15 protein-coding genes and 1 pseudogene are annotated in these 25,909 nt (G+C 61.9%); 10 read left to right on the top strand and 6 right to left on the bottom strand.

The genetic code is table 11. The features are described 5' to 3' along the window. The first annotated feature begins 272 nt into the window (after positions 1–272). A complete protein-coding gene (locus OG874_RS35485) occupies positions 273–1,076 on the top strand; it encodes a hypothetical protein (RefSeq protein WP_330251407.1) in 804 nt (267 codons plus the stop codon). Then, the gene (locus tag OG874_RS35490; protein ID WP_330251408.1) at positions 1,073–2,302 is read left to right on the top strand and encodes an XRE family transcriptional regulator; all 1,230 of its coding nucleotides are present in this window, start codon (positions 1,073–1,075) and stop codon (positions 2,300–2,302) included. The genes OG874_RS35485 and OG874_RS35490 overlap by 4 nt, the downstream gene beginning before the upstream one ends. 69 nt (positions 2,303–2,371) lie before the next feature. Here the strand turns inward: OG874_RS35490 and OG874_RS35495 are convergent, their stop codons facing one another. Together OG874_RS35495 and OG874_RS35500 are read right to left on the bottom strand one after the other, a co-directional pair. After that, positions 2,372–3,901 carry a UvrD-helicase domain-containing protein gene (locus tag OG874_RS35495; protein ID WP_330251409.1) on the bottom strand — a complete coding sequence of 510 codons (1,530 nt, stop codon included), beginning with the start codon at positions 3,899–3,901 and terminating at the stop codon, positions 2,372–2,374. Further along, positions 3,901–5,898, bottom strand: a complete 1,998-nt coding sequence (locus tag OG874_RS35500; protein ID WP_330251410.1) for an ATP-dependent nuclease — start codon at positions 5,896–5,898, stop codon at positions 3,901–3,903. Before OG874_RS35500 ends, OG874_RS35495 begins: the two co-directional genes overlap by 1 nt. 681 nt (positions 5,899–6,579) lie before the next feature. On the opposite strand from OG874_RS35500, the gene OG874_RS35505 reads away from it, so the two are divergent. Next, complete coding sequence (locus tag OG874_RS35505; RefSeq protein ID WP_330251411.1) at positions 6,580–8,562, top strand: ATP-binding protein; 1,983 nt, start codon at positions 6,580–6,582, stop codon at positions 8,560–8,562. Between the two features lie 269 nt (positions 8,563–8,831). Here the strand turns inward: OG874_RS35505 and OG874_RS44970 are convergent. Next, positions 8,832–8,957, bottom strand: a pseudogene (locus OG874_RS44970) (hypothetical protein); the annotation flags it as partial. A 51-nt stretch (positions 8,958–9,008) separates the two neighbouring features. Beyond that, positions 9,009–13,868 (bottom strand): DEAD/DEAH box helicase, encoded by a 4,860-nt coding sequence (locus OG874_RS35515; RefSeq protein WP_330251412.1) that lies wholly within the window; start codon positions 13,866–13,868, stop codon positions 9,009–9,011. A gap of 583 nt (positions 13,869–14,451) precedes the next feature. Here OG874_RS35515 and OG874_RS35520 point away from each other — a divergent pair. From OG874_RS35520 to OG874_RS35550, 7 genes are all read left to right on the top strand, one after another. After that, a complete protein-coding gene (locus tag OG874_RS35520) occupies positions 14,452–14,607 on the top strand; it encodes a hypothetical protein (protein WP_330251413.1) in 156 nt (51 codons plus the stop codon). Between the two features lie 626 nt (positions 14,608–15,233). Further along, on the top strand, positions 15,234–16,031 hold the full coding sequence (locus tag OG874_RS35525) for a hypothetical protein (protein ID WP_330251414.1): 798 nt from the start codon (positions 15,234–15,236) through the stop codon (positions 16,029–16,031). Between the two features lie 58 nt (positions 16,032–16,089). Beyond that, positions 16,090–17,217 (top strand): hypothetical protein, encoded by a 1,128-nt coding sequence (locus OG874_RS35530; protein WP_330251415.1) that lies wholly within the window; start codon positions 16,090–16,092, stop codon positions 17,215–17,217. Continuing rightward, positions 17,214–18,692 (top strand): hypothetical protein, encoded by a 1,479-nt coding sequence (locus OG874_RS35535; RefSeq protein ID WP_330251416.1) that lies wholly within the window; start codon positions 17,214–17,216, stop codon positions 18,690–18,692. The genes OG874_RS35530 and OG874_RS35535 overlap by 4 nt, the downstream gene beginning before the upstream one ends. After that, positions 18,689–20,002, top strand: a complete 1,314-nt coding sequence (locus tag OG874_RS35540) for an AAA domain-containing protein (RefSeq protein ID WP_330251417.1) — start codon at positions 18,689–18,691, stop codon at positions 20,000–20,002. Before OG874_RS35535 ends, OG874_RS35540 begins: the two co-directional genes overlap by 4 nt. 91 nt (positions 20,003–20,093) lie before the next feature. After that, positions 20,094–21,356, top strand: a complete 1,263-nt coding sequence (locus OG874_RS35545; protein WP_330251418.1) for a metallophosphoesterase family protein — start codon at positions 20,094–20,096, stop codon at positions 21,354–21,356. Further along, the gene (locus OG874_RS35550) at positions 21,353–24,358 is read left to right on the top strand and encodes an SMC family ATPase (protein ID WP_330251419.1); all 3,006 of its coding nucleotides are present in this window, start codon (positions 21,353–21,355) and stop codon (positions 24,356–24,358) included. Before OG874_RS35545 ends, OG874_RS35550 begins: the two co-directional genes overlap by 4 nt. A 540-nt stretch (positions 24,359–24,898) precedes the next feature. Here the strand turns inward: OG874_RS35550 and OG874_RS35555 are convergent. Then, positions 24,899–25,252, bottom strand: a complete 354-nt coding sequence (locus tag OG874_RS35555) for a hypothetical protein (RefSeq protein ID WP_330251420.1) — start codon at positions 25,250–25,252, stop codon at positions 24,899–24,901. Between the two features lie 211 nt (positions 25,253–25,463). Next, positions 25,464–25,853: a hypothetical protein gene (locus OG874_RS35560; RefSeq protein ID WP_330251421.1), complete on the bottom strand. Its 390-nt coding sequence runs from the start codon at positions 25,851–25,853 to the stop codon at positions 25,464–25,466. Between the last annotated feature and the right edge of the window lie 56 nt (positions 25,854–25,909).

Consider the following 25,909-nt stretch of genomic DNA (forward strand, 5'->3'; position numbering starts at 1 on the left):
ACTCCCTCACTATTGCGACCGCACAGGGCCGTTGAGGGCAACGCCTATGGCACATCGCCGACGCAATCAGGGAAGCTAGACGATAAGGCCGCCGACCACTCGAACACAGACCGTGACTTCAAAGCCGCCCAGCGCAAAGACCCAGAACTGACCGGTACAGCCGCTGCGGTACAGAGCTGACAGCGTGAACATTGGTGTTCCAGACTGCGTCAACACGCCGATGTGGTTCAGTTTGACACGTAATCTACTGGTATCGGTGTAGATTACGCGTCGTGAGCGAACAGCAGGAAGTCATCGCGGAGTTCGGTGAAGCCGGGGTCTTGGCCGGGATTCGCTGGGCCTACGATTCAGCCACGACTCGGTCTCTGGACACCTATTCGCCGACGGACGGCCACGACGCCGCGTGGCTTGGTATGACTCGGTTCACGCTGCTGCGTGACCGGTTGGACCGTGTGTTCGCCTGCGAGCGCTTCGCTGTGCGGTCCGGTAACGACACGGATGACATTGATCTGCTGTATGCCGACCTGTCCGAGCGAGATGTCGAGTCGATCCCTGCCCTCGATGCCGGGCTGGTTCGCCGCTCGAATCTCAATGGCAGTCCCGGCTGGGCCTATCAGCAGTGGCGATTCCTGTTGGCGTCGTGCGTGTTCGGGAAGGTCGCCGAGCTGCCGTGGCCTCAGAAGAGCGCGACGAAGCAGAAGGTTGCAGGGCAGCGCAATCCAGAGCCTCCACAGCCGTCGTTGTTCGAAGGGCTCGCGCTGGACGAGATCGGGGGCCTGGAAGGCATGGTGCAGGCTGACGAGGATCTAGATCTTCCGACCCTTGTCGTCGCTCACAGTCTTGATCCGCTCAGCCAGAAGGGCGAGCTTGTGATCGGGCGTGCTCGTTTGAACTCCGGGGGCGGTCAGGCGTGGGATTGGCGTCATGATCTTCTCAGCATTCCGCCCACCGCTGGTGGTCGTGTGATGGGCGATGCGCCGCTTCCAACGGGTCCGGAGTCGGTTCCTGATGCGCCGGTGCGGCTTCGGCGCCCTGCGGCCGAGCTGCGTGATGGTCACGCCAATGGTGAGCAGTGAGCCCACGCACTCCTACCTCGGATCGGACAGCGGACGTCGCCGCTTTCTTCGACGGACCTCGCCTGACGCTGGCCAGGCATCTGGCAGGGCTTCGAAAGAGTGATCTCGCGGCCCTTCTCGACAAAAGTCCGACCGCGGTGGCGGCGTGGGAGTCGGGTGCTAAACGACCCTCGGCCGCCACGGTGGCTCAACTCGCCTTGAGCCTCTCGGTGGATCCGGGGTTCTTCGCGGTCCGCCCCGACAACGTCGCCGCGCTGAGCACGACACCACATTTTCGTTCGCTGCGTTCGACAAGCCAGCTGGCCCGTGACCAAGCCTTCGCTTACGGCCAGCTGGCCGTGGATATCGCCTCCAGCCTCGAACGGCACGTCGAGTTCCCGGCCCCTGCCATGCCGAATCTCCCAGTGCCAGTGGATGACCGCGAAAGCGACACCCCCGAGCGGGCCGCGCACCTCGTCCGCGAGCAGTGGGATCTGGGGGCAGGACCGATCCGCCACCTCGTCCGCCTGGTGGAGAACCACGGCGCCTTAGTGGTCTTCAGCCCACCGCAAGCAGCATCGGTAGACGCTTACTCCTTCGACAGTCGACTGCGACCAGTGGTAGTCCTCAACCCGATCAAACACGACTACTACCGCCAACGCTTCGACGCCGCACACGAATTGGGTCATCTGGTCATGCACAGCGACGCCGAACCCGGGGGGCGAATCGTCGAAGACCAAGCCAATCGCTTCGCCGCCGAACTCCTGATGCCAGCCGAACAGATCCGCCACCTACTACCCACCACCATGAGCGGCAACGCCTGGCGGACACTCGCCCAGCTCAAAGAACACTGGGGCGTCAGCATCCAAGCCCTGCTCTACCGCGCCCGCTGGCTCGGACAACTCAGTGACGTCTCCTACCGCAACGCCATGACAACCATCTCGACCCGTGGTTGGCGCAGAAGCGAACCCGGCTTGGTCAACATCATCGAGCAACCATCGCTACTCCCGCGAGCGGTGGAACTGCTCGAACAAGAGGGAATCAGCGAAGCCTTGCTCATCGAGCAGTGCCGGGTACCAGCCGAGCTTTTCCACACCGTCACCTCCCGAGCGCCCAAGGACCGCACAACCGAAGCGGATGTACAGGCAGCAGCCGACCAGCGACTGACTGCACGCGTGGTGTCACTCCTGGACTGGCAACGATCGGCGGCATCAGACCTTCAATCCGACCTAGGCACCCAACAGTGAGGCACTTCAACCTGGTTCGGTTCGCCCGAGGTTGTTGGGCCGGACGCGATCGGGGCAGCCGAGAGCGGGTCAGATCGACCCAACGAGGATTTCGACGGTCGAGTATCGTGCCCGCGTACATGCGACGTACAGGGAACGATGAGACTCCAGCATCGGATCGAGCCCGCCCGCGAGAATGTCGCGATCAGGGTCGGTGAGACGAATCCCGACATGGTCCCATTCCCGGCCTTTCGCTTGATGAACAGTCATGCCTGGAATGCACGCGCGATCGCCTAGTCGGAGCCTCGGCGCAAGACGCCGGAGTCGTCCTGTGTAGTTTGCGTGCGCTTTCGGCGGGAATTCCCGTGCGCTCTCTTGGCTGATTGCAGCGATGAGACTGTAGTAACCGTCGTTGAATTGCTTGGCGGTGGTGGCTTCGGCCAATGCTGCAAGGAGTTCAGCGAAGGGCGATTCGAGCCGTTCGATGGCCGCCCGGTCGGTGATGCCCAGTGTCGCAAGAGCATCGGCGAGGAAGGTCGCCTCGACACCGAGCAGGTCAACAGCTACCTGATTGAGGAGCAGCGTCGTCGCGGCCTCGACCAGGTTGCCCTTGGCGGACACCCAGGCCAGGGGCAACACCGACTCACTGACTGTCCACAGATCGTCCCAGACACCAGCCAGGACGACATCGCAATCTGAGTTGAGCTCTTTGTGCGGCAGGCTGATGCCATGCCCGGCGCGCAAATCCTCCGCGAGCGCACGTTGTTCGTTGCTACGCCAGCGAAACGAGCGCGACAACGGCAACGTTTCCATGTCCGCATCTGCGATGAGCTCGGGAACCTTGTCGGGTTTGGCGCCGCGGAAACCGTACAGCGCTTGCCAGGGATCGCCAATTACGGTTACTTGCGAGCCAGCCCTGACAACGGATGTGATCAGCGCAAGATCCAGCGAATTGGCGTCATAAACCTCGTCGACGATGAGACTGTGGATCGTCTGCCTCAACCGATCGGTAACGCGTGCTTGCACTTCGGGCCGGCGCAGCGACAGAGTTAGAACCCGCCGGACGTCATCGTGCGTACAGCGCCCAGCCCGAACCGCTGCCTTCATCAATGCTGGCTCGGGGCGGGGCGCGCCTTTCTCGTGGCGGCGCTGACCGACGAAGATGTGCCCTGTCGAGTCAACGCTAACCCCCCATTCGATTTTCGTGAACCCGTGTCTGACAAGGACTTTCCACGAGTCATGGACCTCAAGTGTCGTGTGCCCACCGGGCCATTGCACCAGTCCGCACAACAACAAATCCTGCAGCAGATCGCATAGCAACGTGTCGAGGGTGCATATGCGATGCGGCCAGGTCAATGCGGTCGGCCCCCAACTGCGGCGGACTCGCTGGCGCAGTTCCCATGTCGCCGAGCGCGTGAAACTTACCGCTACGACAGCTCGTGAGTCAGGGCGGCCGTTTGGCAGCACGCGCTGCGTATATCGCAGTACACCGAATCGCTGCGCTGCAACGGTTGTCTTGCCAGAGCCGGGTGCCGCTTCGATGAAGACGCGGGAGCAGCTTGTCCCGGCTGCGACGAGCTGTTCGTCTGTGAGTGCCTTAAGTGCAGGATCGCTGCTCACTATCGGGTTCCCGATGCCGACATCTCGCCGCTACTCGACCCACCTGCGGGATTGTCATCGATATCGACCTGGTCATCGGGAACAGAGGGAGACGCCGGTGATGGATAGAGGAAGAAGAGCATGTCGTTGATGTGAGCTGGCACGGTGACTTCAGTTCCCTGCTCACGGGCGAGGACGATCCGCTCGGCGAAGGCCAGTGCGAACTCACCCTTCTTGCGGGCCGCAGGACCTGCCGGAGAGGCAGGCCGGGTGGCCGTCTGCGCACGCGCGCTTCTAAAGGCGTCACGAACACTCTCGACTGTGAGAGGATCCGCGACCGCAACGCCGATCGCGTCCAGAGCCGCTCTCACCAGATCCTCGTTCCCGGGCGTCAGCGCTGGTTCAAGGGTCGGGTGACTGTGGAAGACCTGCACGACATCAGGATCGTGATCGGCGACCCACGCCGGCGGCGTCGGAATTTCGTCTAGCTCTTTGTCGCTGTCGGACAGCACAGCTAGCCGGTGACAGAGCTCATGATCGCGTGTCGCGAGCAGTCGAACGGGCCAAGGACCGACTCTGGTGCCCATTGCAACGATCGTGAGCGCATCAATAAAGGCTTGCTTGGCCAAGTCCTCAGATGCCCAAACCCATGCCAACTCACGGAGCACAGCAACTTCAGTGACTCCTTCCACCAAGACGAGTCGTTCGGCAAAAAGGGAAGTCGTACGGCTGGAGTCCAAATGCAAGCGCGCCTTGCGAAGCACATCGTCACGTTGCTTCAGGGGAATCATGGCGACGCTACGGCTGACATGCCGCCCATCACCGAGACGTCGCAGCACGACAATGTCCTCGGGCAGTGCCGAGGTGATGACATCCGGAGCGTGACTGGATAGCACAACCTGCAGTTCAGGGCGATCGGCCACAGTCCGGCGCAGGTGCCGCACCAACGCATGTTGCAACTGCGGATGCAAGTGGGCCTCGGGCTCTTCAATAAGGACCGTGGCGTGGAACGGCGCTTCCTGGAAGAACGAGTCCTCCGCGATTTCGGCCTCTTCTCGCGCCTGCGCAAGGAGACCTCGGGCCTGGTCAGCGTCCGACACATCAGGTACCGGACTGTTGGAATTCACTGCATCCGTGGTGGTCTCGTCGGTGGCAGAAGCCGCGCCGTCACCTAGCACGGTTGTCGCAAGCAAGCTTCCGCCGGTCGAGGGGTCAGGGATCGCAGCGAGCGTGACAGCGATGTGCAGCAGGTTCACATACCCAAGGCCCGAAACATCGAGCGGCCGAGCGTGACTGCGCCCCTCAAGAACCGACAGCATCAACTCGAGGACGCGAGCAAGGTAGGCATCGTCCACGCGTTGGCCCCGCACGTATGGCCATTGCCTCGCGACACCAGCTGTCAGCGAGTTCAGGTGTGCCGTAACGCGCTCCTCTACCGCCTGAATGAGCGGATCCGCGGAGAGCGCTTCCAACAGACCCCACGCACGGGCGCGCAACCCAGTGAGATTGCGTGTCTTATCGAGGCGCTGTTGTTGTGCGCGTAGCAGTTCCACAAGAATGCGCGCTTCACGTCGAGCCAACTCGTCGATGGGGTTTCGTTGCGCCGGTAAGTAGATCAGCTTCACCGCAGAGGCAAGTTCATGACCTTGGTCCCACTGTGATCGGATGGTGCCGAGATTGCGAGACAGGGTCTTTCGCCATGTAGCCGCAACATCACCTGGTTGAAGTGCTCCCGACTGCGATATCAGCTGTATGCCGAGCGGACCTTCCGCCGCGCCAGGCGGCTGCAACCTGCACTCGACGTCGATTCCGCGCTCACCGCTGCCGAGCGACGCCGCGCTGAAACGTCCTAGGGCAGGAAATGTCTCACCATGCCCAAGGTATGCGGCATCACTGAACGTCGTCTTGCCGGAGCTATTCGCTCCGACCAGGACCGCGAACCGCCCCGGAAGCCGCACCTCAAGCTCACTGTCTGCGCTCGCCCGCAGACCACGAACCGAAAGCTTGCTCAAGTACATCTGGTTGCCTCTCAGAGGTCAGAACCGCACACATGACGAACCGAGGGGCGATGTTACCGAGCATCGACGACAGCAGTCCTTTCCGCCGTAGCCAAGACGCTCGAACACGCTGAAAGGCAGCGGGATCCATCGATCGCTTCGGTTGACCCAGCATGACTCGAACAAGATGGAATCTGCGAAATCTACTCATCGAGCAATGCCGCGTGTCAGCCGAGCTGTTTCACACCATCGCCTTCCGTGCCCCGAGAACAGTATGGGCCGCCAGACGGCGAGAGCTGGTTGCCAGATCAGGGACCCGGAACACCATCGCGGCCACCATTGCCCGTGAGGCATGCACCGGCACCTCTGGGTGATCACACCAACCGAACACGGTGTTGTGCGTCGATGAATCACAGGCATCCCAGTCGCGAAGCTGCACCCGAGGCAAAATCCCCATACAGCAACAGTATTCCCGGCCAGCGACACCCCCGGCCAGTGCGCATCTGGTCATCCAGCCGGGCTGGGGCTAGTTCAACCAAAGAGATTGCTGCACCCATGATCTGGAGACCCGCCGGTGCGTTGCGGCGGGCCGGCCGGAGGGTGATGATGAACCGAATGAAGTGTCTATAGAACGGATCGCAACCCTCGATCGGTGCCTGTCGATCTTCATCAGTCAGGTGCGCCGGTGACTAGGCTTATCGGGTGGAAGACCTGATCCTTAAGGCTGGCGATGACCTTGTCGCTCGCATAGCTCACGAGGGCGACCCAGTACGCGCCGTCGTCGAGCTTGTCTGGAACGCTATCGATGCCGAGGCCACAACAGTCGCAGTCGAGTTGGAGCGCAACACGGCGGACGCGATCGCTGCCGTGCGCGTCGTGGATGACGGCCACGGAATCAGCTCCGACGAGGTGGAATCGACATTCGGCCGAATCGGCGATTCATGGAAGAAACGCACCGAGAAGACGAAGAACGGTCAGCGCTACCTGCACGGCAAGCTGGGCGAGGGGCGCCTGCGCGCCTTCGCTCTCGGGACCCGCGTCACCTGGGCCAGCGTGAGCAGCAACACCGCAGGGGTACGTCAAGAAGTGACGATTTCCGGCAGCCACAACAATCGGCACGTCTTCCGATGGGATGCCGCCGCATCTGTTGTCCCTAGGACTGGTACGACGGTCACCATCCACAACGACCAACAGCGTTCACTCGCGGCACTGGAGGTAGACACTGCCCTCGCGACGCTTCGGTCGCACTTCGCTCCGATCCTGCTGAACGAGCAGACCAATCTGACGGTCACCTTCGACAAGACAACGCTCGATCCTTCCCAGGAAATGCTCCACGACAAACGTGTCCCGGTGAGCTTCGGCGACGGCACCACGAGCAACGAGGCGACTGTTCGGATCATCGAATGGCGATCCGGAAAGCACCGGGCCATCTACTTCGGTCCCGATGAAGACCACTTCCCGTACGAAGAATCCGGCAGCGATATCGAGGGACAGTTTGCTTATTCGGCGTATGTCACCTGGCCGGGCCTGGGCACTGCTCAGCTCGCATTGCTCGGGCTCGGCGATATGGCGCCGGAGCCGGTCGGCGAGTTGTGGCAGGCGATCCGTAAGGCGATCCGTGAGCACTTCGCTGGGCGTCGGCGCGAACGCCGACGTGAGCAAGTCGATCAGTGGAAAGAAACGGGTGCCTACCCGTACCAGGGTGAACCTGCCAGTGAGCCTGAGCGGGCGGAACGGGCTGTCTTCGACGTCGTCTCAGGCACTCTCGTGCCGCACATCTCGAAGAACAAGAACGACGCCCGCCTGACCCTGGTGCTTCTCCGAGACGCGATACGTCACGACCCGGATCAGCTGACGACGATCCTGCACGAAGTCGTGTCCTTGAACGAGGCAGACCGTGACACCCTGACACGGCTGCTCAGCGAGACCACCTTGTCGGCAATTATCAGGTCGGCGAACCTGGTCACGAGTCGGCACAAGTTCCTAGCTGGGCTCCAACACCTCATTTTCGACCCCCGCGACGCGGGCCGCGTCGGTGAACGCGACCATCTCCACAAGATCTTGGAGCGAGAACTGTGGATCTTCGGCGAGGGCTATCACCTCATGAACAGCGAGCGGGGCCTCACCGAACTCCTGCGCACCCATCTCCTGCTCGAAGGGCTACCCGCCAGTGACGTTACGCCCGTCACGCGGTGGGATGGGACTAGCGGACGGGTCGACCTGCACCTCGCCGCGCAATACAAGGAGCACGACCGTATCCGGCATCTCGTGATCGAGCTCAAGGCCCCGAACGTCACGCTCACCCAGAAAGAGCTCAATCAGCTCGAGGGCTATATCAACACGGTTCGCACCACCGCCGCCTTCGCCACTGACCGATCATCGTGGGATTTCATCCTCGTTGGGACGGATTTCGACGACCTCGTCGACGACCGGATTCCGGAGCGGTACCGAGAAACTGGTCAGTTCCTATCGCCACCATCCAAGCCTGGCAGACCGCATGTACGAGGATTCGTGCGACGGTGGCGGGACATCATCGACGAGAACAAGCGCCGATTGGACTTCGTTACGTCCACCCTTGAGCACGACCCGTCGATCACCGAGGGGCTGCAATATGTGCGCGCGGAGTATCGGGACCTGCTGCCGGCCTCTCTGCTCGAGTCTCAGCCGACCACACCTGCCGCGTAATGCGCACAGCCGACGGGGATCCTCGCGCGCGACCCTATGTATGTCAGCTCCGATGTCAGCGCCAATCCGGGTCGGCGGCCTGGCGCGTGACGTGAACAGTCACGCTGGATTCTTCAGTACGCGAGTCAGATGGTTGGACAAGATTCGGCGCGAGACACCGATCCGGTCGGCGAGATCGGACAGGTAGCTCGGCGCGGTGCGCAACGCGAGCAGGTCCGGTCGTCGGCGTCGAACTCCACCGATCCACCACCATGTGCGAGGAGCTCGCAAAACATCGCGTACCCCTGAACGATCGCCGACTCCCGGTCCGCCGTAGAACACACTCCGACCGCGAGATTGCTGGTCATCATGACAATCGAGTCGAGAGACGGCCTGATCCAGCACAGCGCTGCCATAGCCTTCGTCTCGTCTTATCCAAGCCCAGTGCGCGGTCAGTGTGCCGAACTTCAATCCAGGATCTGTAGTGGCGGCAATCCGTCCACGACTTTCATGGTCTCCAGGCTGACAGTCACAATCCGCCGGATGAGGTCGATGATGTACCGCGGATCGTCGGACCAGTCGTTGGGGTCGTTGACGATCTCCGACTCCTTGTCGACCTTGATTTGATACCGGTCGATGATCCACTCGATCGCAGAACGCGCTCCGAGCTGGTAGCGATACGCCTCCTCCGGAATATTGGTGAGGGTGACTCGACTGTTGTAGACGATCGTCGAACGATCTTGCTTTCCCTTCGCCTTGGGGATCTTCATCTTCGCGACCCTGTACAGCTCGTCGGCTTGGGTACTGGATGCGTCGCCGGTTACTTTCTCGACGATGCCCTTGTACGGCTCCGCCTGCTCATAGTTGATATGCAGGCTGGCGAGCTTCTGGCCAGCCTCGGCGAAGCCTCGAAAGTCGTCCACCTTGGGAATGCGAGGAAGGGACTTCTTTAGGTCAGCGGCGAAAAGATCGCGGTACTCGGCAGAGTGGAGCAGTCCATACGTGTAGTAGAAGATATCGTCCTTGCTGATTACCTCGTCGGCATAGACTGCACGGTAGGACGCCAAGGCGGCATCGGTGATGTTGTCGACGCGCTCATAGCCACCTTCGCCCGCTGCTGCGAAAAGATCGTCGCCTTGGCCGAGCTTGCGGTAGGTGAAGCGGGGATAGAACTGTCCCGTACCCGATCCCCAAGTGGCGAGGTCAGGAACCTGGTCGACAGCTAACACGGAGAACGGCTTGCCACTGCCGGTACCTGTCGCGTAGAAACCAAAATTCACTTCCGCCGGTGTTGGAAAGATCCTGGGCAGCTTGGACGTATCGTGTGTGAGTCGTGAATCGAAGTAACACCGCGTTTTGTTGAACGGACGGTAGGCGGCGATAGCAATAGCCTGCGGATTGAACTCGTACTTTTCGCCACGGGCCACTCGGGACTTGTCGGCCCGATTCCAGCTGATGCGCCGCGAGTCCATGTCGACCCACTGCTCGGCATCTTTAGCCGTTGGCGACATCAAACCTTGGGTTCGGCAGTGCTCACTAAACTCGTCGACCTGCCCGTTGTAGAAGTCAATAAGTGACTTCATATTTGTAGCGACCGTTTCGCCGGAAAAATTATAGATCCAGGTGTCACGAGCTGTATTCAACCCATAGGAGTAGACCGAGAAGACCGCATTCTGTCCGCGCACCTTATCCTTGTCGCTGATGGCCTGGAATGTTGCGAACTGATCGTCACGTTGATTGATCCAGTCGCCTTCGGCATTGGGAGTAATCTGTTCCCACGGTACGGTATCCAGACTCTGAGCGGCGATTGTGCGTAGCTTTTCGTCTCGGGTCCGGGCATCACCGATATCCCGGTAGTAAAGAGCGCAGCCTTCGCCCGCGGTGGCGCTCTTATCGCCTTTGACCAGTATCAGGATGGCGACTCCAGTTTGACTTCCTTCACCGAATACCTTTTCACCCTCCTTGCGCCAGTCGGTCCGCTGATTGCCTCGCAAGTTGTAGCAGTAGATCGCGTCGAACTCATCCACTAGCGACTTACGCAGTCCGTCTGTGCTTGTACCGTCGACATATCCGCTGTTAGATACAAAGGCGACAACACCTTCGTTTTTGATGCGGTCAGAAGCCCAGCGGATTGCGCGAATGTATGAGTCGTAGAGCTTGTTTTTGTTGCCAGCCACGGAGCCAGCTACATATGTCTCAGCGATACGACCGTCGAGATCCACATATTTTTGGTTCTGATTGTTGTCGTTGACACTGTTCTGTCCCACCGAGTAAGGAGGGTTTCCGATAACGACACGAATGTTCTGCTTCTGCTGCTTCTTAGCGCGCGCACTGTTCCCCTCCATGACGTCCATACCGTCAAGCTTCGCCGTGCCCTCGGCGAGTTGGAAGGTGTCCGTGAGCACGATGCCTTCGAAGGAGTTGTAATCACCGCCAGCAAGGTCATGGAAGGCCGCTTCGATGTTTATTGCGGCAATGTAGTACGCGAGGAGCACGATTTCGTTGGCGTGCAGTTCACTCGTGTACTTCCGCAGCAGGTCTTCTGGCTTGATGAGGCCGGATTGAAGGAGACGCACCGGAAAGGTGCCGGTTCCAACAAACGGGTCGATGATCTCGACACCTTCGTCCGAAAAGGAGTGACCGAGGTGTTTGACCAAAGCCTGTTCTGTCGCGCGGAGCATGAAGTCGACGATTTCGATGGGGGTGTAGACAATACCGAGGGCGTCTGCAGTCTTGGGCAACGCGGTCTTGAAGAACTTGTCGTACAACTCGACGATAACGCGCTGGCGCCCTTCATGGTTGTCGATACCCTCAGCGCGAACCTTCACCGATTGGTAAAAGCCCTCCAAAGTCTTGGCCTCTGCGTCCAGACCCTGGTCGTCGAGGATGTCGAGCATCCGCTGCATGGCCTTGGAGACAGGGTTGTGCTCGGAGAAGCCGTAGTCCTTGAACAGGGCGTCGAAGACTGGCTTGGTGACGATGTGCTGGGCAAGCATGTCGATGGCGTCAGAATTGGTGACACCAGGATTAATTGTCTCGCGCAGCTCGCAGACGAACTCTTCAAATGCCGTCTGCTTCTCGGGGATCGTCAGTGCTGCCTTGATGCGAGTGACGTGTCGGTCGGCGATCTGAGCGATGTCCTTGGCCCAGTCTTCCCAGTAGTGACGTTCGCCGACCTTGTCGACGATGCGGGCGTAGATGGCGTCGCGCCAGTCGCTGATGGAGAAGAGTGCGTCCTGGATGCCCTGGGCACTCTGGGCTTCCTTGTCCTTGGCTGCTTGGCCGCTGTCGGAGGTGCTGGAGCCGTCCTTGTCGCCGATGGTCTCGTCGCTGGGGCCGATGTGGCCGATGCCGATCTTGTTGTCGGGCTTGTTCTTGTTCAGCTCGATCTGGTTGACGGTCGCGTTGAACCGGTCGTCGTGGGCGCGCAGAGCCTGAAGGACCTGCCACACGGTTTTGAACCGCTGGTTGTCGGCGAGCGCCTTCTCGGCTGGCATCCCGGCGGGGATGGCGACGGGCAGGATGATGTAGCCGTAGTTCTTGCCGGGGGCCAGGCGCATCACGCGGCCGACGGACTGGACGACGTCGACGACCGAGTTGCGGGGGTGCAGGAACAGGACAGCGTCCAGGCTGGGAACGTCAACACCCTCGGACAGGCAGCGGGCGTTGGAGAGGATGCGCGCTTGATTTTGGCCCGGATCCTGTTTGAGCCAGTCGAGGAGCCGGTTGCGTTGCAGGGTGTTGAAGGTGCCGTCTACATGGTCGACCTCGCAGTGCAACAGGTCGTCGTCCGCATCGTCGTAGGCATCGACAACCTCGTTGAAGCGGGCGGCAATCTCCTTCGAATCAGCGATGGAGCGAGCGAAGGCGACAGCCCGCTTCATCGGTGCCTCGCCCTCGGCGAAGCCGGAGCCGTCAGCGAAGGTGCCGGTGCGCTTGGCCATTGCGTTCCAGCAGCCGATGATCTTGGATGCGTCGTCGATGTTCAGCTCGGATCCGCTGGCGAGGCCCTTCTGGAGGGTCTTGGCGACGACGCCCTCGTCGATGGTGAGGATCAGGACCTTATAGTCGGTGAGCAGGCCCTTTGCCACCGCTTTGCCGAAGCCCAGGCGGTGGAACTCCGGTCCGAACATCTTCTCGTCGTCCATCGAGGTCAGGACTGCGTCTGCGTTCTTCGCATCTGCCTTGGTGTCCTGGTTGTAGATGCGCGGGGTCGCTGTCATATAGAGGCGCCGGTCCGCACCGAGGTAGGTGTCGTCGTGGACCCTGACGAACGCCGACTCGTCGTTCCCTGCCAAAGTGACACCGGTCGTGCGGTGTGCCTCGTCGCACAGAATGAGATCGAAGCGTGCCAGCCCTTTCTTCTGTGCCTCAGCGACGGTGGCGATGGACTGGTAGGTCGAGAACACCACGGTCAGCCCAGCGGTCGACTCCACCGAGGCCATCTGCTGGATCAGGCGGTCCGAGTCCGTGGTCGGTGGCAAAGCCAGGTCGTAGGTGGCCATGTCGTTGTCATCGCCCATAGTTTGCTGCTTGCCGACTTTTCGGTCGGAGCACACCGCAAAACCGCGCAGCGGAACCTCGGTCTCGAACGACCATTCACGCAGCGTCTGCGAGAGCAGAGCGATGGAAGGAACCAGAAACAGGATAGTTGTGTGGTCTCCCACCCCAGCCTCGGCGCGCTCCTGCTGCAGCCGCTCGACGATCTTCAGTCCGGTGAAGGTCTTGCCGGTGCCGCAAGCCATGATCAACTTGCCGCGGTTGTTGCTCGCGAATCCCGCGAAGACGTCGTCGATCGCGGCGTCCTGGTGCTTCCTCGGCTCCTTCTTCTTTTGCAGGCCCAGCTCGATGGGAGCACCAACTGCGGGGAGGTGCCACTCCACCGGACTGCTGGCAATCTGTGACAGCCCGAGGCGGGTGACAGGGATCTGTTGGTCGTTGAGGGCTGCCTCGGCGTGCACGCCCCACTTGTCGGTTGTCGAGATAATCATGCGGCGGGTGAAGCCACCCTTGCCGGACGCAGTGAAGAAGGAGTCGATGTCTTCTTTGCTGACGGTGTACTGCGGCTCATAGAATTTGCACTGGATCGCGCAGAAGCCGCCCGTCTCCCGGTCCTGGGCAACCAGGTCGATCCCGGTGTCGCGCTTGTCGTCCTCGGCTCCGGGCCAGTCGGCCCACATCCACACCCGGCTGAACTGCTCGGTCCACTCCGGGTCCGTGCTGAGGTACTGCAGCATCAATTCCTCGAAGCGCGTACCGCGATCGCGATTCGAGGCGGAACCCTCGCGGATCGCCTTCAGAACGTCGTGCACCGTCGTCGTGGCCACTTAGCTTCGCTCCCCAATCACAGCCAGAGGCACGCACGCTCACGCGCCGAGAATATTGCACCGAAAGTATTCAAAACCCTACTGCCACTCACAGATCTCCCGCGCAAGTTGGGTCTCCTAAGCGGGCCAGTTGCGGGCCGCAATCCAGCTCGGCGTGGAGACCGTAGGCCGACGCGGTGGTGGTTCTATGGCTACAGCGTCGCGTTCACAGTCCCGTGCACCGTGCTCTGCTCGTCGTGCATCTCGCCCGGGGTCGACTTAGCCCATCGGACACACCGAGACTTTCGACGCATTGGCGCGATGTCCCCTTGGCGATGATGTAGTCGGCTGGCCACCCGCCTCCACTGCACGGCGGTGTCATTGCTGTTCGGGTCATCGGACCCGTCCGCGCGCTACGATCGTGAGACCCTGACAGAGGGAGCGTCGTATGAAGGGGAGTCAAACGATGAGCGTTCGAGCTGTCCAGTCTTGTCCGGAGTGGTGTCACGACCACATTGAGCTGGACGAGCCCACGGACGGGACAAGTCACAGGGGGAAAGACGCCAAGATCGCGTTGCAGCAGCACGGACCAGTGTCCGCGTTCGTGGAGCGCTACGACCCTCCTATTGGAGACACGGAGTACTCGGTGTTCCTCTATCCAAAAAGTGGGCTCGTTCAGTTGTCGCTGGCGGAGGCCCGCGAGTTGAATAACACGTTGACCGGGCTGATTGCTCAGGCGGACAACGATATTCGAGGCTGACTGGTGCGGTCCAGCGGCTGTGGACAATTGGTTCGTTGACCAACTGGTTCACCGTCGCGGAAAAGTGCTGTCCATACCCGAGTATCTCCGCCCCGGCGTCGTCTGTGTAAGTCCTTGCGAATGAGGCTGTAGGCCACGGCCTCTGAACCTGGCCGCGCTGAATATCTGTTTGTCGGTGCGTGCCGCTGTGTCGGACCCGCCAAGGGGATCGTCGCGGGGAGGTGATGGATGTTCGACCCGAACATTGGGGATTGTCGTGACCAACGCTTGTGTCGACAGCTTGCGCCGATGCGTGCGCGCAGGCGTTTGGGTTGGCCGGGCGCGACATGTACGGCGGTGGTTGTTGGAGATGATCTCTACTCTTGGAGTTGTCGTTGATCGGCTCCCGGAACCGACAACTCGCCCGGTGTAGCCGATCGGGGGTGGTTCTGCTCCCGACGAGCTGTTGATTCTGCCGCTGGCCGAGGGCAGCGACCGGAGCGGACGACCGCAATGGATAGCAGACGAACTCTCGGCTTCCCGTGGATCACAAGGTCGACCCGCTCGGACTCGAGAAGGATCGCGCTCACCGAGGGTAGAGTTTGGTAATTATTGGAAAATCATGGAGACCTGCTACAGTGCTCCGCATGACCGAGCCACTGGAGAACCTCGAGCGCCACATCGACGGTCTTCGGACCGAGGTGCGTCGCGCGGCGATGTCCGGTGACTTGGTGCGTGCGCGGGAGTTGCGGGCAGATCTGCGTCGTGCAGAACGCGCATGGGATGAGGCCCTGGCTGCTCTGACCGCCCCGGAGGACGAGCCGGAAGATGCTCGCAAGCCGGTTTCGATCCTGCCGATTCGCGATCAGGTTCACCAAGCGCTGACCCTGTTGAGCGTGCCGTCGGCACCGAAAATGATTGCGGCCGTGCAGGATGCGTTCTTTGCCGGAGAGCTGACCGGATCACAGCTGGCTAGCCTGCGACGAGATGAGGAACGCTCGTTCCGGTCCTCGCCGCATGCCCGCCCGTACTACCTATGTAGCGCCTTGGCTGCTGACCGCTTGGTATCGGCACGTGGGCTGGTGGCAGTGTCGACCTGGCCGTTGAATCGCCGAGTCGTTGGTCCACTCAGCGCGCGTGTCGACTTCCTCATTTCGGCTGTCCAGGTCGCCGAGCAAATCGAACGGCTGCCGGAGCCGACGTTGCCCGCGTCGCGGTTGCTGTGGCGGTTCGCGACCAGCATTCCCGGCGCGGCAGCCTCTTTCGACGCTGTGGACCCGGCAACTGTGGCAGCGGCGGGGCGCTGCGAACTCGAGATCCACCGCGACGCCGATCGGACCCATCGCGAAGAGGCCGCGTCTCGAGCTCGAACTCAGCTGGACGAGATCGAGCAGATGTTCGGTTCGTCGCTGAAGGTTGTTTCTCGCTCTACAACTGCACACTGATCGAGTTACCAGTCACACTTCCTTATCCATGCTTGCTTCCGTTGTGAAGGAAGATCTATTGAACGACACCGATTTTCGGTTGGATGTCATTCGCGGGCAGGTCGTGCCGAAGAAGCACAATGCCAGGACGATTGCCGCGTTGACGAGTAATCCCGGCTGTGCCCGCCGGGCAGTTTTGGATGCGTCCTCGGTCGATAAGCAGGCTTTGGCTGAGCACATCGGCTATCCTGCGCCGTTCGGTATTTCACCGTTCGGCCTTGCCCGCGGCAATGCCTTCGAGGCATACGTCAAGGCCAACGGATGCGCCGAATTGCTGCGGCTGCTGCGAGAACGTCTTGGTCTGCCGCTGCCCGAGGTGGCCTACGACGATCTCAATAGCGTGGCCGGCCACGAGACGCTCGAGGCGCGTCATCTCCGGTCGCGCCAGTTGCTGGCGCGCGCCGCCCGCTCCGGTGAGGACTCAGGCACCCTGTTCGATCACCCGTTGCTGCGGATGACCATCGCGGGCCGCGAGGTCTATCTGGAACCGGACCTCGTCGCGTTTCGGTTGCGGGACCAGTTCCACGTCGTGGAGATCAAGTCGTTTCCGATCATCGACGGGCGAGCGGACCCCAGTAAGGTCGCGGCTGCGGCTACACAGTCGGCAGTGTATGTCTTGGCGCTGCGTCGGTTGTTGCAGCAACTCGGTGTGGACCCGGCGATGGTGTCGCATGAAGTGTTCCTGGTGTGCCCGGAGGACTTTTCGAACCGGCCGACGGCGGCGCGGATCGATGTCCGCAAGCAGCTGACGGTCCTCGAGCGGCAGCTCGCACGGATTGCCGACGTCGCGACGGTGGTGTCGACGCTGCCGGTGGGATTCACGCTCGATCTTCGTTTCGACGACGGCGGTGTGGCGACTCGGGCGGTCGGCGAGCTGTGCGAGGCGTTGGAGCTGGTGCCTGCACGGTATGCGCCGGAGTGTCTGGCCGCCTGCGAGATGGCGTTCTTCTGCCGCTCCGGTGCTTGCGGACACACCGCAGCGCTCGGCCGCTCGGTTCAGGAGGACCTCGGTGGTATCGAGACTGTCACTGCGGCAATCGGTTTGGCCTCTGGCGTGATTCCGCCCGGTGAGCACGAACGTGAGGCCGCCGAGGTGTTGCGGATGGCCGATCTCCTGCGCCATCAGTGCCTGAACGGTGCCGCATGAGTACCCTCACCTCACTGGCGCGCGCGTACGCCGTCGACCGTGATTGCGCGCAGCCGATTACCACGGTCCGACATGTCCATATCAGTGACCGGCCGATGGTGTGTGTACCGCTGACCTTGGCGGGCGAGGCGAACGCACCGCTGGCCGTCATGGTCGGCGTGGACCGCGACGCACCGCGTTTGTGGGTGGTTCCGCAGCCTCGCGACCGGAACCTGCGGATCGAGTTCGCCCAGCACTTCGCGATGGCATTGCTGCACTACTGTGCGACGTATGTGGGTTCGACTGGTGGCAAGGCCGGTTCGTGCGCCGACGACGCACCGCAACTGTGGGTGCCCAACCGAGCCGGGATCGGTTTCCTGAACCTATTGGGGCGTTCCACGCGGTTTCGTTCGACGACCGGCCCGCATGCTGTCGGTGTCGCCGTGCCCCGATTGGGTACCTGGCTGACCTTTTTCGCCGAGCAAGCCGAGCATCCTGGGTCATCGCTGCTGATGGCGGCGACCGATGCTCTGGGCCAGCATTGGGCGACCGGGCAGAGCGGGCTCGAGGACGGAAACCTTGCTGCCCTGTTGGGGTGGATCGAACCGCACTCGGGCTCCGGCGGCGCGCAGTCCGCGCTCGAGGCCGAAGATCCCCTGCTATGGCCACCGGCAGGGCCCACGACCGATCCGATGTTCGATCGAGAGGTTTTGGCGCCCAGCATCGTTGAGTATGATCGCGCCTCCAGCGACCACGAGCGCCGACGAGCAATCACTCGCATCGAAACCGCGGTGCGTAGCCAACTCGTCCCGACCTGGCAGCTGATGTGGCGTGCCGTCGACCAGCTGCGGTGCGTTCGACCGGGCGCTCATGTCGCGCAACGGTGGGCGAAGGACATCGACGCGTTCCAGAAGTTCAACACCCATGTGGCCGCGGGAGGGCGGCCACAGCCCAAACGAGACAGCGCGGTAGCTGCGGCGCATCGGCTCAATTGGCTCGAACGTCTGCAAGCAGAGTACGACGCACAACGTGCTTTCGACGACCCCCTTGTTATGGCCGAATTCCGGCTGACCGGTGAAGCTTTCGCCGGTGTCGTCACCGCGGTGGCCTCTGACCGGCGCGTCGGATCGGGACGTCAGGCCGTGTTGCGGCCTGTGATCACGGTTCTCACCCAGGATCCGGTGCGGCTGGTTCCTGGCGACGGGCCCCTGACCGATTCCACGCGTCCGCGTCAGCAAGCGACCGTCGTGTCGATCGATGAGGTGCCCCACGGGTTGGAGGTCACACTCGAGCTTGCCGGGGGAATGGGCCGCAGCCGGATCGCTCCGGTCGGCAGCATCCCCGCTGTCAACGAGCGTGTCTGCTTCAGCACCCTCAGCGACTCCTATCAGCCACGTGGATCATTTCCCACCCGGGATAGCACGCCATGGACCCATGGTGGCCCACCAACTGAGCCGACCCCCACCAGCAACGATGCGAACGAGGACTGGTCGTGACAACCGATACCGCCACCGCCGCCGAGGCAGTCATCGCCGCTGTTTTGTCCGATTTCACCGTAGGTGCCCATCGTGGTGTCGTCGTTGACTCTCCGCCCGGGGCGGGCAAATCGAGTTTGGTTGTCCGGGCAGCCATCCATATTGCGCAGGCGCAGGATCGCGTCATGGTCGTCGCTCAAACCAACGAGCAGGTCGACGATCTGGTCGACCGCATGGCGCGCGAGGCCCCGACGGTACGAATAGGCAGGCTCTCCGCGAACAGCTATGTTCCTGCCACACGAGTCTTGCACCCCAATGTTGTTGTTGCCGAGCAAGTCTCGCGCCTGAGTGACACGCAAATCACCATCGGGACCGCAGCGAAATGGGTGCACGTCACCGGCGATCCGTGGCCGTGGGCCATCATCGACGAGGCATATCAGATGCGCTCGGACATGCTGCTGCGGGTGGCCCCGCGGTTCCAGCGGGCCCTGTTCGTCGGCGACCCCGGCCAGCTCGACCCATTCTCGACCATCGAGGTCAACCGCTGGGCTGGACTGACGTGGGACCCGATGCAAAGCGCGGTCGCGGCGATGCTGCGCAACAACCCCAATCTGCCCGTCCACCAGTTGCCGGTGTCCTGGCGTCTGCCTGCATCTGCCGCACCCGTCGTGTCCTCGGCGTTCTACCCGTTCACCGGATTTCGTGCCGCCACGACTGCCGACCAACGACACCTCAGCTTCCAGACCCGCGGATTCGGCGGCCCTGTCGATGACACTCTGGAGCTGGCTGCCCGGACCGGATGGGCGTTGCACGAACTCCCCGCCAGGCACACGCTGCGCACCGATACCGAAGCAGTACAGGCGATTACCGAACTGGCCGCGCGGGTGCTCGAACGCGGGGGTGTCGCCTGTTCCGAACGCAACCCCGACGGGACGGCGGTGACCGCCGAGCGGATCGCCATCGGTGCCGCGCACCGCGATCAGGTTGCGGCGATCCGGCAAGCGCTCCACAGCTGCGGCGCCGATTCGGTCCGCGTCGACACCGCAAATCGCCTCCAGGGCAGCGAATACGACCTCGTGCTGGTTCTGCATCCGCTATCGGGACGCCGTGACGCCACCGCGTTCCACCTCGAGTCCGGGCGTCTGTGCGTGCTCACCTCACGCCACCGCCACGCCTGCATCGTGGTCGCCCGCGCCGGTATCCAAGAACTACTCGACGCACACCCGCCCAGTGAACCAATGCACCTGGGCGTACCCGCCAAGTTCCCCGACGGCTGGGAAGCAAACCAAGCCATGCTCACCCATCTGCGCTCCGTCCGCGTCGCACGGTAAGCCCCACCGACGCTTACCTGCGTCGGTGAACCCTGCTCGATCGCTCCATCCCACTGCGGTAGCCCCCGCCAGCACATCCTTGGAAGAGATCATGAGAGTTCTGCACACATCCGACTGGCATCTCGGGAAAATCCTCTACAAGCACTCCCGCGCCGAAGACCACGACATCGTCTTGGCCGAGATCATCGACGTCGCCCGCAAACGCGAGCCGCACCTGATCGTGCATACGGGTGACCTGTTCGATCACGCTCGCCCGGCCTACCCCGATCTGAGGAAGGCCATCACCGCTCTCAAAGAGCTCGCAGCGGTGGCACCGGTAGTCGTGGTCCGTGGCAACCACGACTCACCCCAGCTGTTCCAGCTCTTCTCAGAAACTCTCGCCCCCGACAGCCGGATCTATTTCATCGACAGCCCGCGAGACCCGAAAGATGGTGGAGTACTTTACTTTCCCGGCCCTGACAACACGGTGTTGCGGTTGGGTGTCCTGCCGTTCATACCGGCCAGCCACCACATCGACGGATTCGATGACCCCGACCGATGGCATTCCGCCTATGCCCAGGCCGTGGGCAAAATGGAGCGCGATCTAGCCGAGGAACTGCTGCGCGACTTCGACGACAGCCGCGACATCGCCATGTTCGCCGCGCACCTGCACATCGGCGGGGCCAACCTCGCCCGCAGTGAACGCCCGGCCCATACCTCCGACTACTACGCCACCAACCCAGACGATCTCCCCTCTGTCGCCTACGCAGCGTTCGGGCATATCCACAAACCCCAGCCGCTACCCAACACCAACGTCACCGGACGCTATGCGGGATCGCCGATCCCGCTCGACTTCGGCGAATGCGGAGAACGCAAAAGCGTCGTCATGGTCGAGCTGCACCCCGGACAGCCAGCCCAAGTCGACCTCGTCGGGCTCAGCGGCGGCCGACCGCTGCGGCGCTTCGAGGGCACCCTCGAGCAGCTGCGCGTCGAGGCACCCTCGATCGGTCGGGAACTGTGCCTGATCACCATTCACACCCCAACCCACGAACCGACATTGTCCGAACAGGTTCGAGCCCTGCTGCCCCGCGCGACGGTCCTCGATGTGTACGAAGACTGCGCCGACCAGAAACTGGAAATACTCACCCAGGACACCGTCACCGACGATGCCGAACCCGACCTCCGTGAGTTGTTCCGCGACTACCTCACCGTCCGCGGCAGCAGCACAGTCCCAGCCGAGCACCTGCACAGCAAGTTCGGCCAGATACTCACCAGCCTTGAGGAAGAACGCCCCCTCGTGTTGCCCGAAGAAGACCTCCTGACAGATCCACCCGACATCGATACCGAGTTTTCGACCGGAAGGGACGAACGATGAGACCTCTGACACTAAAGTTCAAGGGCCTGCGCACCTACCGGGCAGAGCAAGAGATCGACTTCACCGATGTGCGCTTGATGGCGATCATCGGCGACACCGGCGCCGGAAAATCCTCGATACTCGAGGCTTTGTGCTTCGCCTTGTATGGCGGACCGACCTGGAACACCAAAGCTGCCAAATCACTCATCGCCGACGGCGGCGACGGGACAGTCCGGGCCGAACTGACCTTCCAGGCCAACGGCAAGACGTGGCGAGTCACCCGAACCACATCCGCCAAACCCTATCCACCAGCGAACCACCACCTCACCTGCTTGGACGACGACACCCCTGACCTCGACACCGCACACGCTGTCAACGCTCAGATCGAGAACCTCGTCGGTCTCGACTACCCGGCATTCCTCAAAGCCGTTGTCCTGCCACAAGGACGTTTCCAAGACCTGCTGCGCGCAAACGAAGCCGACCGGACGCCCATCCTCAAAGCAGCCCTCGGGCTCGAGCAGATCACCGAAATCCGCGACCGGGCCAGAGCAAAATACGACCAGCTGCTCCCCGGCCTGATCAATCTCCAACAACAACGCAGCAGCCTCATCCCAGACCCCGACCGCGTCATTCACGAAACAACATGCGCGCTGTCAAAACTCGCAGAGGAGATCACCGCCCTCAACCACGCAGGAAAGAAACATGCTGAGGCCCTGACAGTTCACACCGAGGCGACACGGCGAGCCAGCGAATTCCGTTCGACTGCAACGCAGTTGGACGACAAGGTGCCCAACGCAATGACGGAGCAGTATCAACAGCTGATCGAACTGGGCTCCCAACTGGCCGCTGAGCTCTCGGCAATCGAAGAACAATCGACCGAAGCCGCCGCACACGAGGAACAACTCCAGACCGTTCTCGATGATGCCCAGCGCGACGGAATCGGAACCTCGGATGCCGCCGCGCTGCTCGCGACGCTGCGCTCACTCCTCGACCAGCTTCCACAGATCCAGTCAGACCACGTGCGCCTCCATACCCAGGCGGCAGCCATCGAGGCTGAACGAGCGCAGCTCGAAGATCGCAAACATGTCCACGCCGTACTGGCGCACCAAAGCCAACAGGCGGAGTCACTGGCGACCAGAACCGATTCCGACCTACTCAACGCCACGAAAACCCTTCAGCTGCAACGATCGTTGCTGCGCGATGTGCGAGTCGCGGCACAGAACACCGCCGCAGCTTCGACTCACGAATGCACTACTCGCCGTGCTGTGCAGCGCAATGCCGAAGCTCTGACCGACGCCCGGCATGCGTCGGCTCGAGCCGACGAACACGTCGATCATGCCGAGGGGATCTTGGCCGCTGCGAACCGGAAGAACTCCGCAGCCCACGCTGCTGCGCACCACGGGCCTGGTGACCCCTGCCCTGTGTGCGTGCGGCCTCTGCCCAACGACTTCCAAGCGCTCATGGCCACCGACATCGCTGAAGCCAAACTCGAGGTGACCAAGGCGAAACAGCGCGCAAAAACTGCGGCGCAAAAGCTCACCACCGCCGAGGCAGCCCACAGCACCACCCAGGCAAATCTGGCTACAGCCGTCACTGCCACAGAAACCACGGTTAACGAGTACAACACCGCGATCGAGGCGCTCGGTGCTGTCCTCGAAAGCATTGACCTCGACAAACCCGACGACACGCTGCTTGCCGCAACCCAATACACGGTCCACGAGGCAGAGACCGCCAAGAAGCAAGCCCAGGACGCCGCCAAGGCAGCTCTGGTCGCCCAGACACAGGACAAAGCTGAGATCACCAGTACAGAAACGGGACTGACGAACCGTCAGCAAGAACTGGCGAAATCCCTCAAAGCGCTGGACCGACGACGCACAGCTGCGCTCAGGTCCTATGACAGAGTCCCAACCAGGTACCGAATCAGCGACGACCTGAGCGATACCTCCATAAACCACGCGATTGGCCTTCTCGAACCCCACCAGCGCCGACTCACCGACACCGAAGCGACACTGAAATCCGCACGGGAACACAGCAAAAGACTGCGCGACACCAAAGACACCCTCACCGCGTCCATTCACAACAAGATCGACAAGCCCGCCACACGGCTAGCGCGAACAATCCACGCCCTGGCCGACCGCGCCGAAACGACAACACATCTGACCAACCCCATCCCGCTACCGCACCGCCCAGAACCCCCGACCGTAACAACCGACGCTCAGTGGGCTAGGGAAGTCACCGCCGCGGTTCGACAGATCATTCAAGGGTGCAACACGGCGGCAGCGGCTCACGACGAGATCGCCATCAACGCACGAACATCCATGACTAGCGCACTCGCTGACATCGACGTCAACAGCCGGGAGCAGCTGACCGAACAGCTGGTCGATACGCGGGCACGCGTGCTCAAAGCACAAGAGTCGCAAACCAAAGCCCGCACCGACAAACCACTTCGTGCGGAGTTCGACCGGCGTATCACGGGCATCGAACCAGCGATCGAAAGCCTCAAGGAACTCACAGCCCTGCTCTCCGACGGCAAGTTCATGGCAGCCGCCGTCAAACGTCGACAACGGGCCCTACTCGGCATCGCCTCAGGTGTCCTGGCTGACATGACCCACGATCGTTTCGCCTTCTCCGACGACTTCCGCATCATCGACAACCACACCGGACAGCCGCGCCACGTCAAAACCCTGTCCGGCGGTGAAACGTTCCTCGCCAGCCTGGCCTTGGCGCTAGCCCTTGTCGAGCTCACCTCACGCGGCGGCGGGCGGATCGAAGCCCTGTTCCTCGATGAAGGATTCGGATCACTCGACGCAAACGCACTCAACGAAGCCATGGAAGCCCTCACACGCCAAGCCGCTAGCGGCCGACTGGTCGCTGTCATCACCCACATGCGAAGTGTCGCTGAGAATTTCGACAACATCCTGGTAGTCGGCAAGTCGCTCGGCGGCAGCCAAGCCCATTGGGCAACTCCAGGCGAACGCGACACGATGATCACCGACGGGCTTACCGGAGGGCTACTGGAATAGCGACCGACCGTTTGAGCTCGCATGTCACCGCAACGCGGGGGCCCATCTCGGGGAGTTCTCGAAAGATCAAGGTGTTCAACGCCACCGACGGACTATGTACCTATTCGGCCCGGCGCGATCAATACCGTTTAGGGCGGCCCCATTGGTCGGTGGCGCGCTCCGGGAAGGTGTCTCCGGAGGCAGCGTCGAGCAGCCGTCGCTTCGCGGGGGTCCTTGATATCGAGTTCACTGTGGGTGCGAATTCTGGAGCGATGCGCAGATTTGAAATATCTTCGATGCGGTCGTCGCGGTCGCTTCGCGGGCAAACTAGGCAGCGTCCTCGAGCGCTCGGGGACGGTCAGATGCCGACGCCCGCGCAGGGTCCCCAGTCCCGGGTTAAGGCAGGAATGTCGACAGCTCGGGTTCCTGCGTGGGTCGGTCGATGACAACATCGACAGACGGCACTACCAGTGCCGGTCCTCCAGAACGTTGGAGGTCACCTCTCTAGCCAGTCGGAGGCATGGCGGGGAGTGAGCGGTAGGGGCACTCTGTCCGACCTGGTCAGCCTTGCTGCTGTACTGACCAGGTGCGCTGCATCTGATCAAGTCGCTCGATATGGCCGGTAAGTTCTGCCGAGCGAATCTGCCGTAGTTCCTTCAAGACCGCATCCGATACCTGCATCAAGCCGGCCTTCGCAGAGTCGAAACGGTGACGCCACTGGGCGATGAGATCTGCGCCTCCGTCGCGCCGGGCAGCTTGCAGGCCGGCCAGTGCGGCAGTCACCTCGTTGGCGGCAGCTTTCTGGACCGCAAGAAGCTGTGTTCTCCAGGCGTTGGCGAGGTCGCCCTCGGCCACGCCGACAGTGATCATGGCGCGAAGCTTCTGACGTTCCAGGTCCAATTGGTTTTGCTGCACGGCGACCTCCCCAGTCGGCGTTGTGTCGAACTTCGGTCAACTGTACCGCGGATCGAACTGCCAGTGAGAGTGCGTAACTCGTAGCCCCGGAGTGAGTCTCCGTTCAGCAGGCGGTCGCAACTACGACGTACGGGCATCGTCGAGGACTAGCATGCACGGAGAGGCCCGAACCGAGATCCCCTTCCGGTTCGGGCCTCCGTACGTCGCCGCGCTACTTGCGGTTCACCAGTTGGCTGACGCGCTGGTGATTGACCCCGGTGAGCGTGGCAATGTCTCGGGCGGGGATGCCCTCGCTGTCGAGTTCGCGGACCAGGGCGTCGGTCTCGTCGGCGATCTGCTTCTTCAATGAAGCTTCTAGGGCCCGCTTTTCGAGCAGAGCTGCGGATCGCTGCTGAAGATTGGGCGTGGGGCCGACGTCTTGGACAACTATCTCGACTTCGATTGCGGACGCTGCCATATCGGTCACGATGGCGAGCCGGTCGCGTGCGACGCTTTCGGCGTCGGCGAGCCGCACGACAGTTGCGAGCACGTCGGAGCCTACGTCGTCGCAGTTCAGTGCCCACCGGCCGTCGCGCCGCTCGACCCGGACTTCGAAGGTCATGGCCGTTGTCTCCTGCGTCTCGCACGATGTCGCCCTTTGGGTGCGGCAGTGTGGTG

The organism is Nocardia sp. NBC_00565 (assembly GCF_036345915.1).
In the GTDB taxonomy this organism is placed as follows: domain Bacteria; phylum Actinomycetota; class Actinomycetes; order Mycobacteriales; family Mycobacteriaceae; genus Nocardia.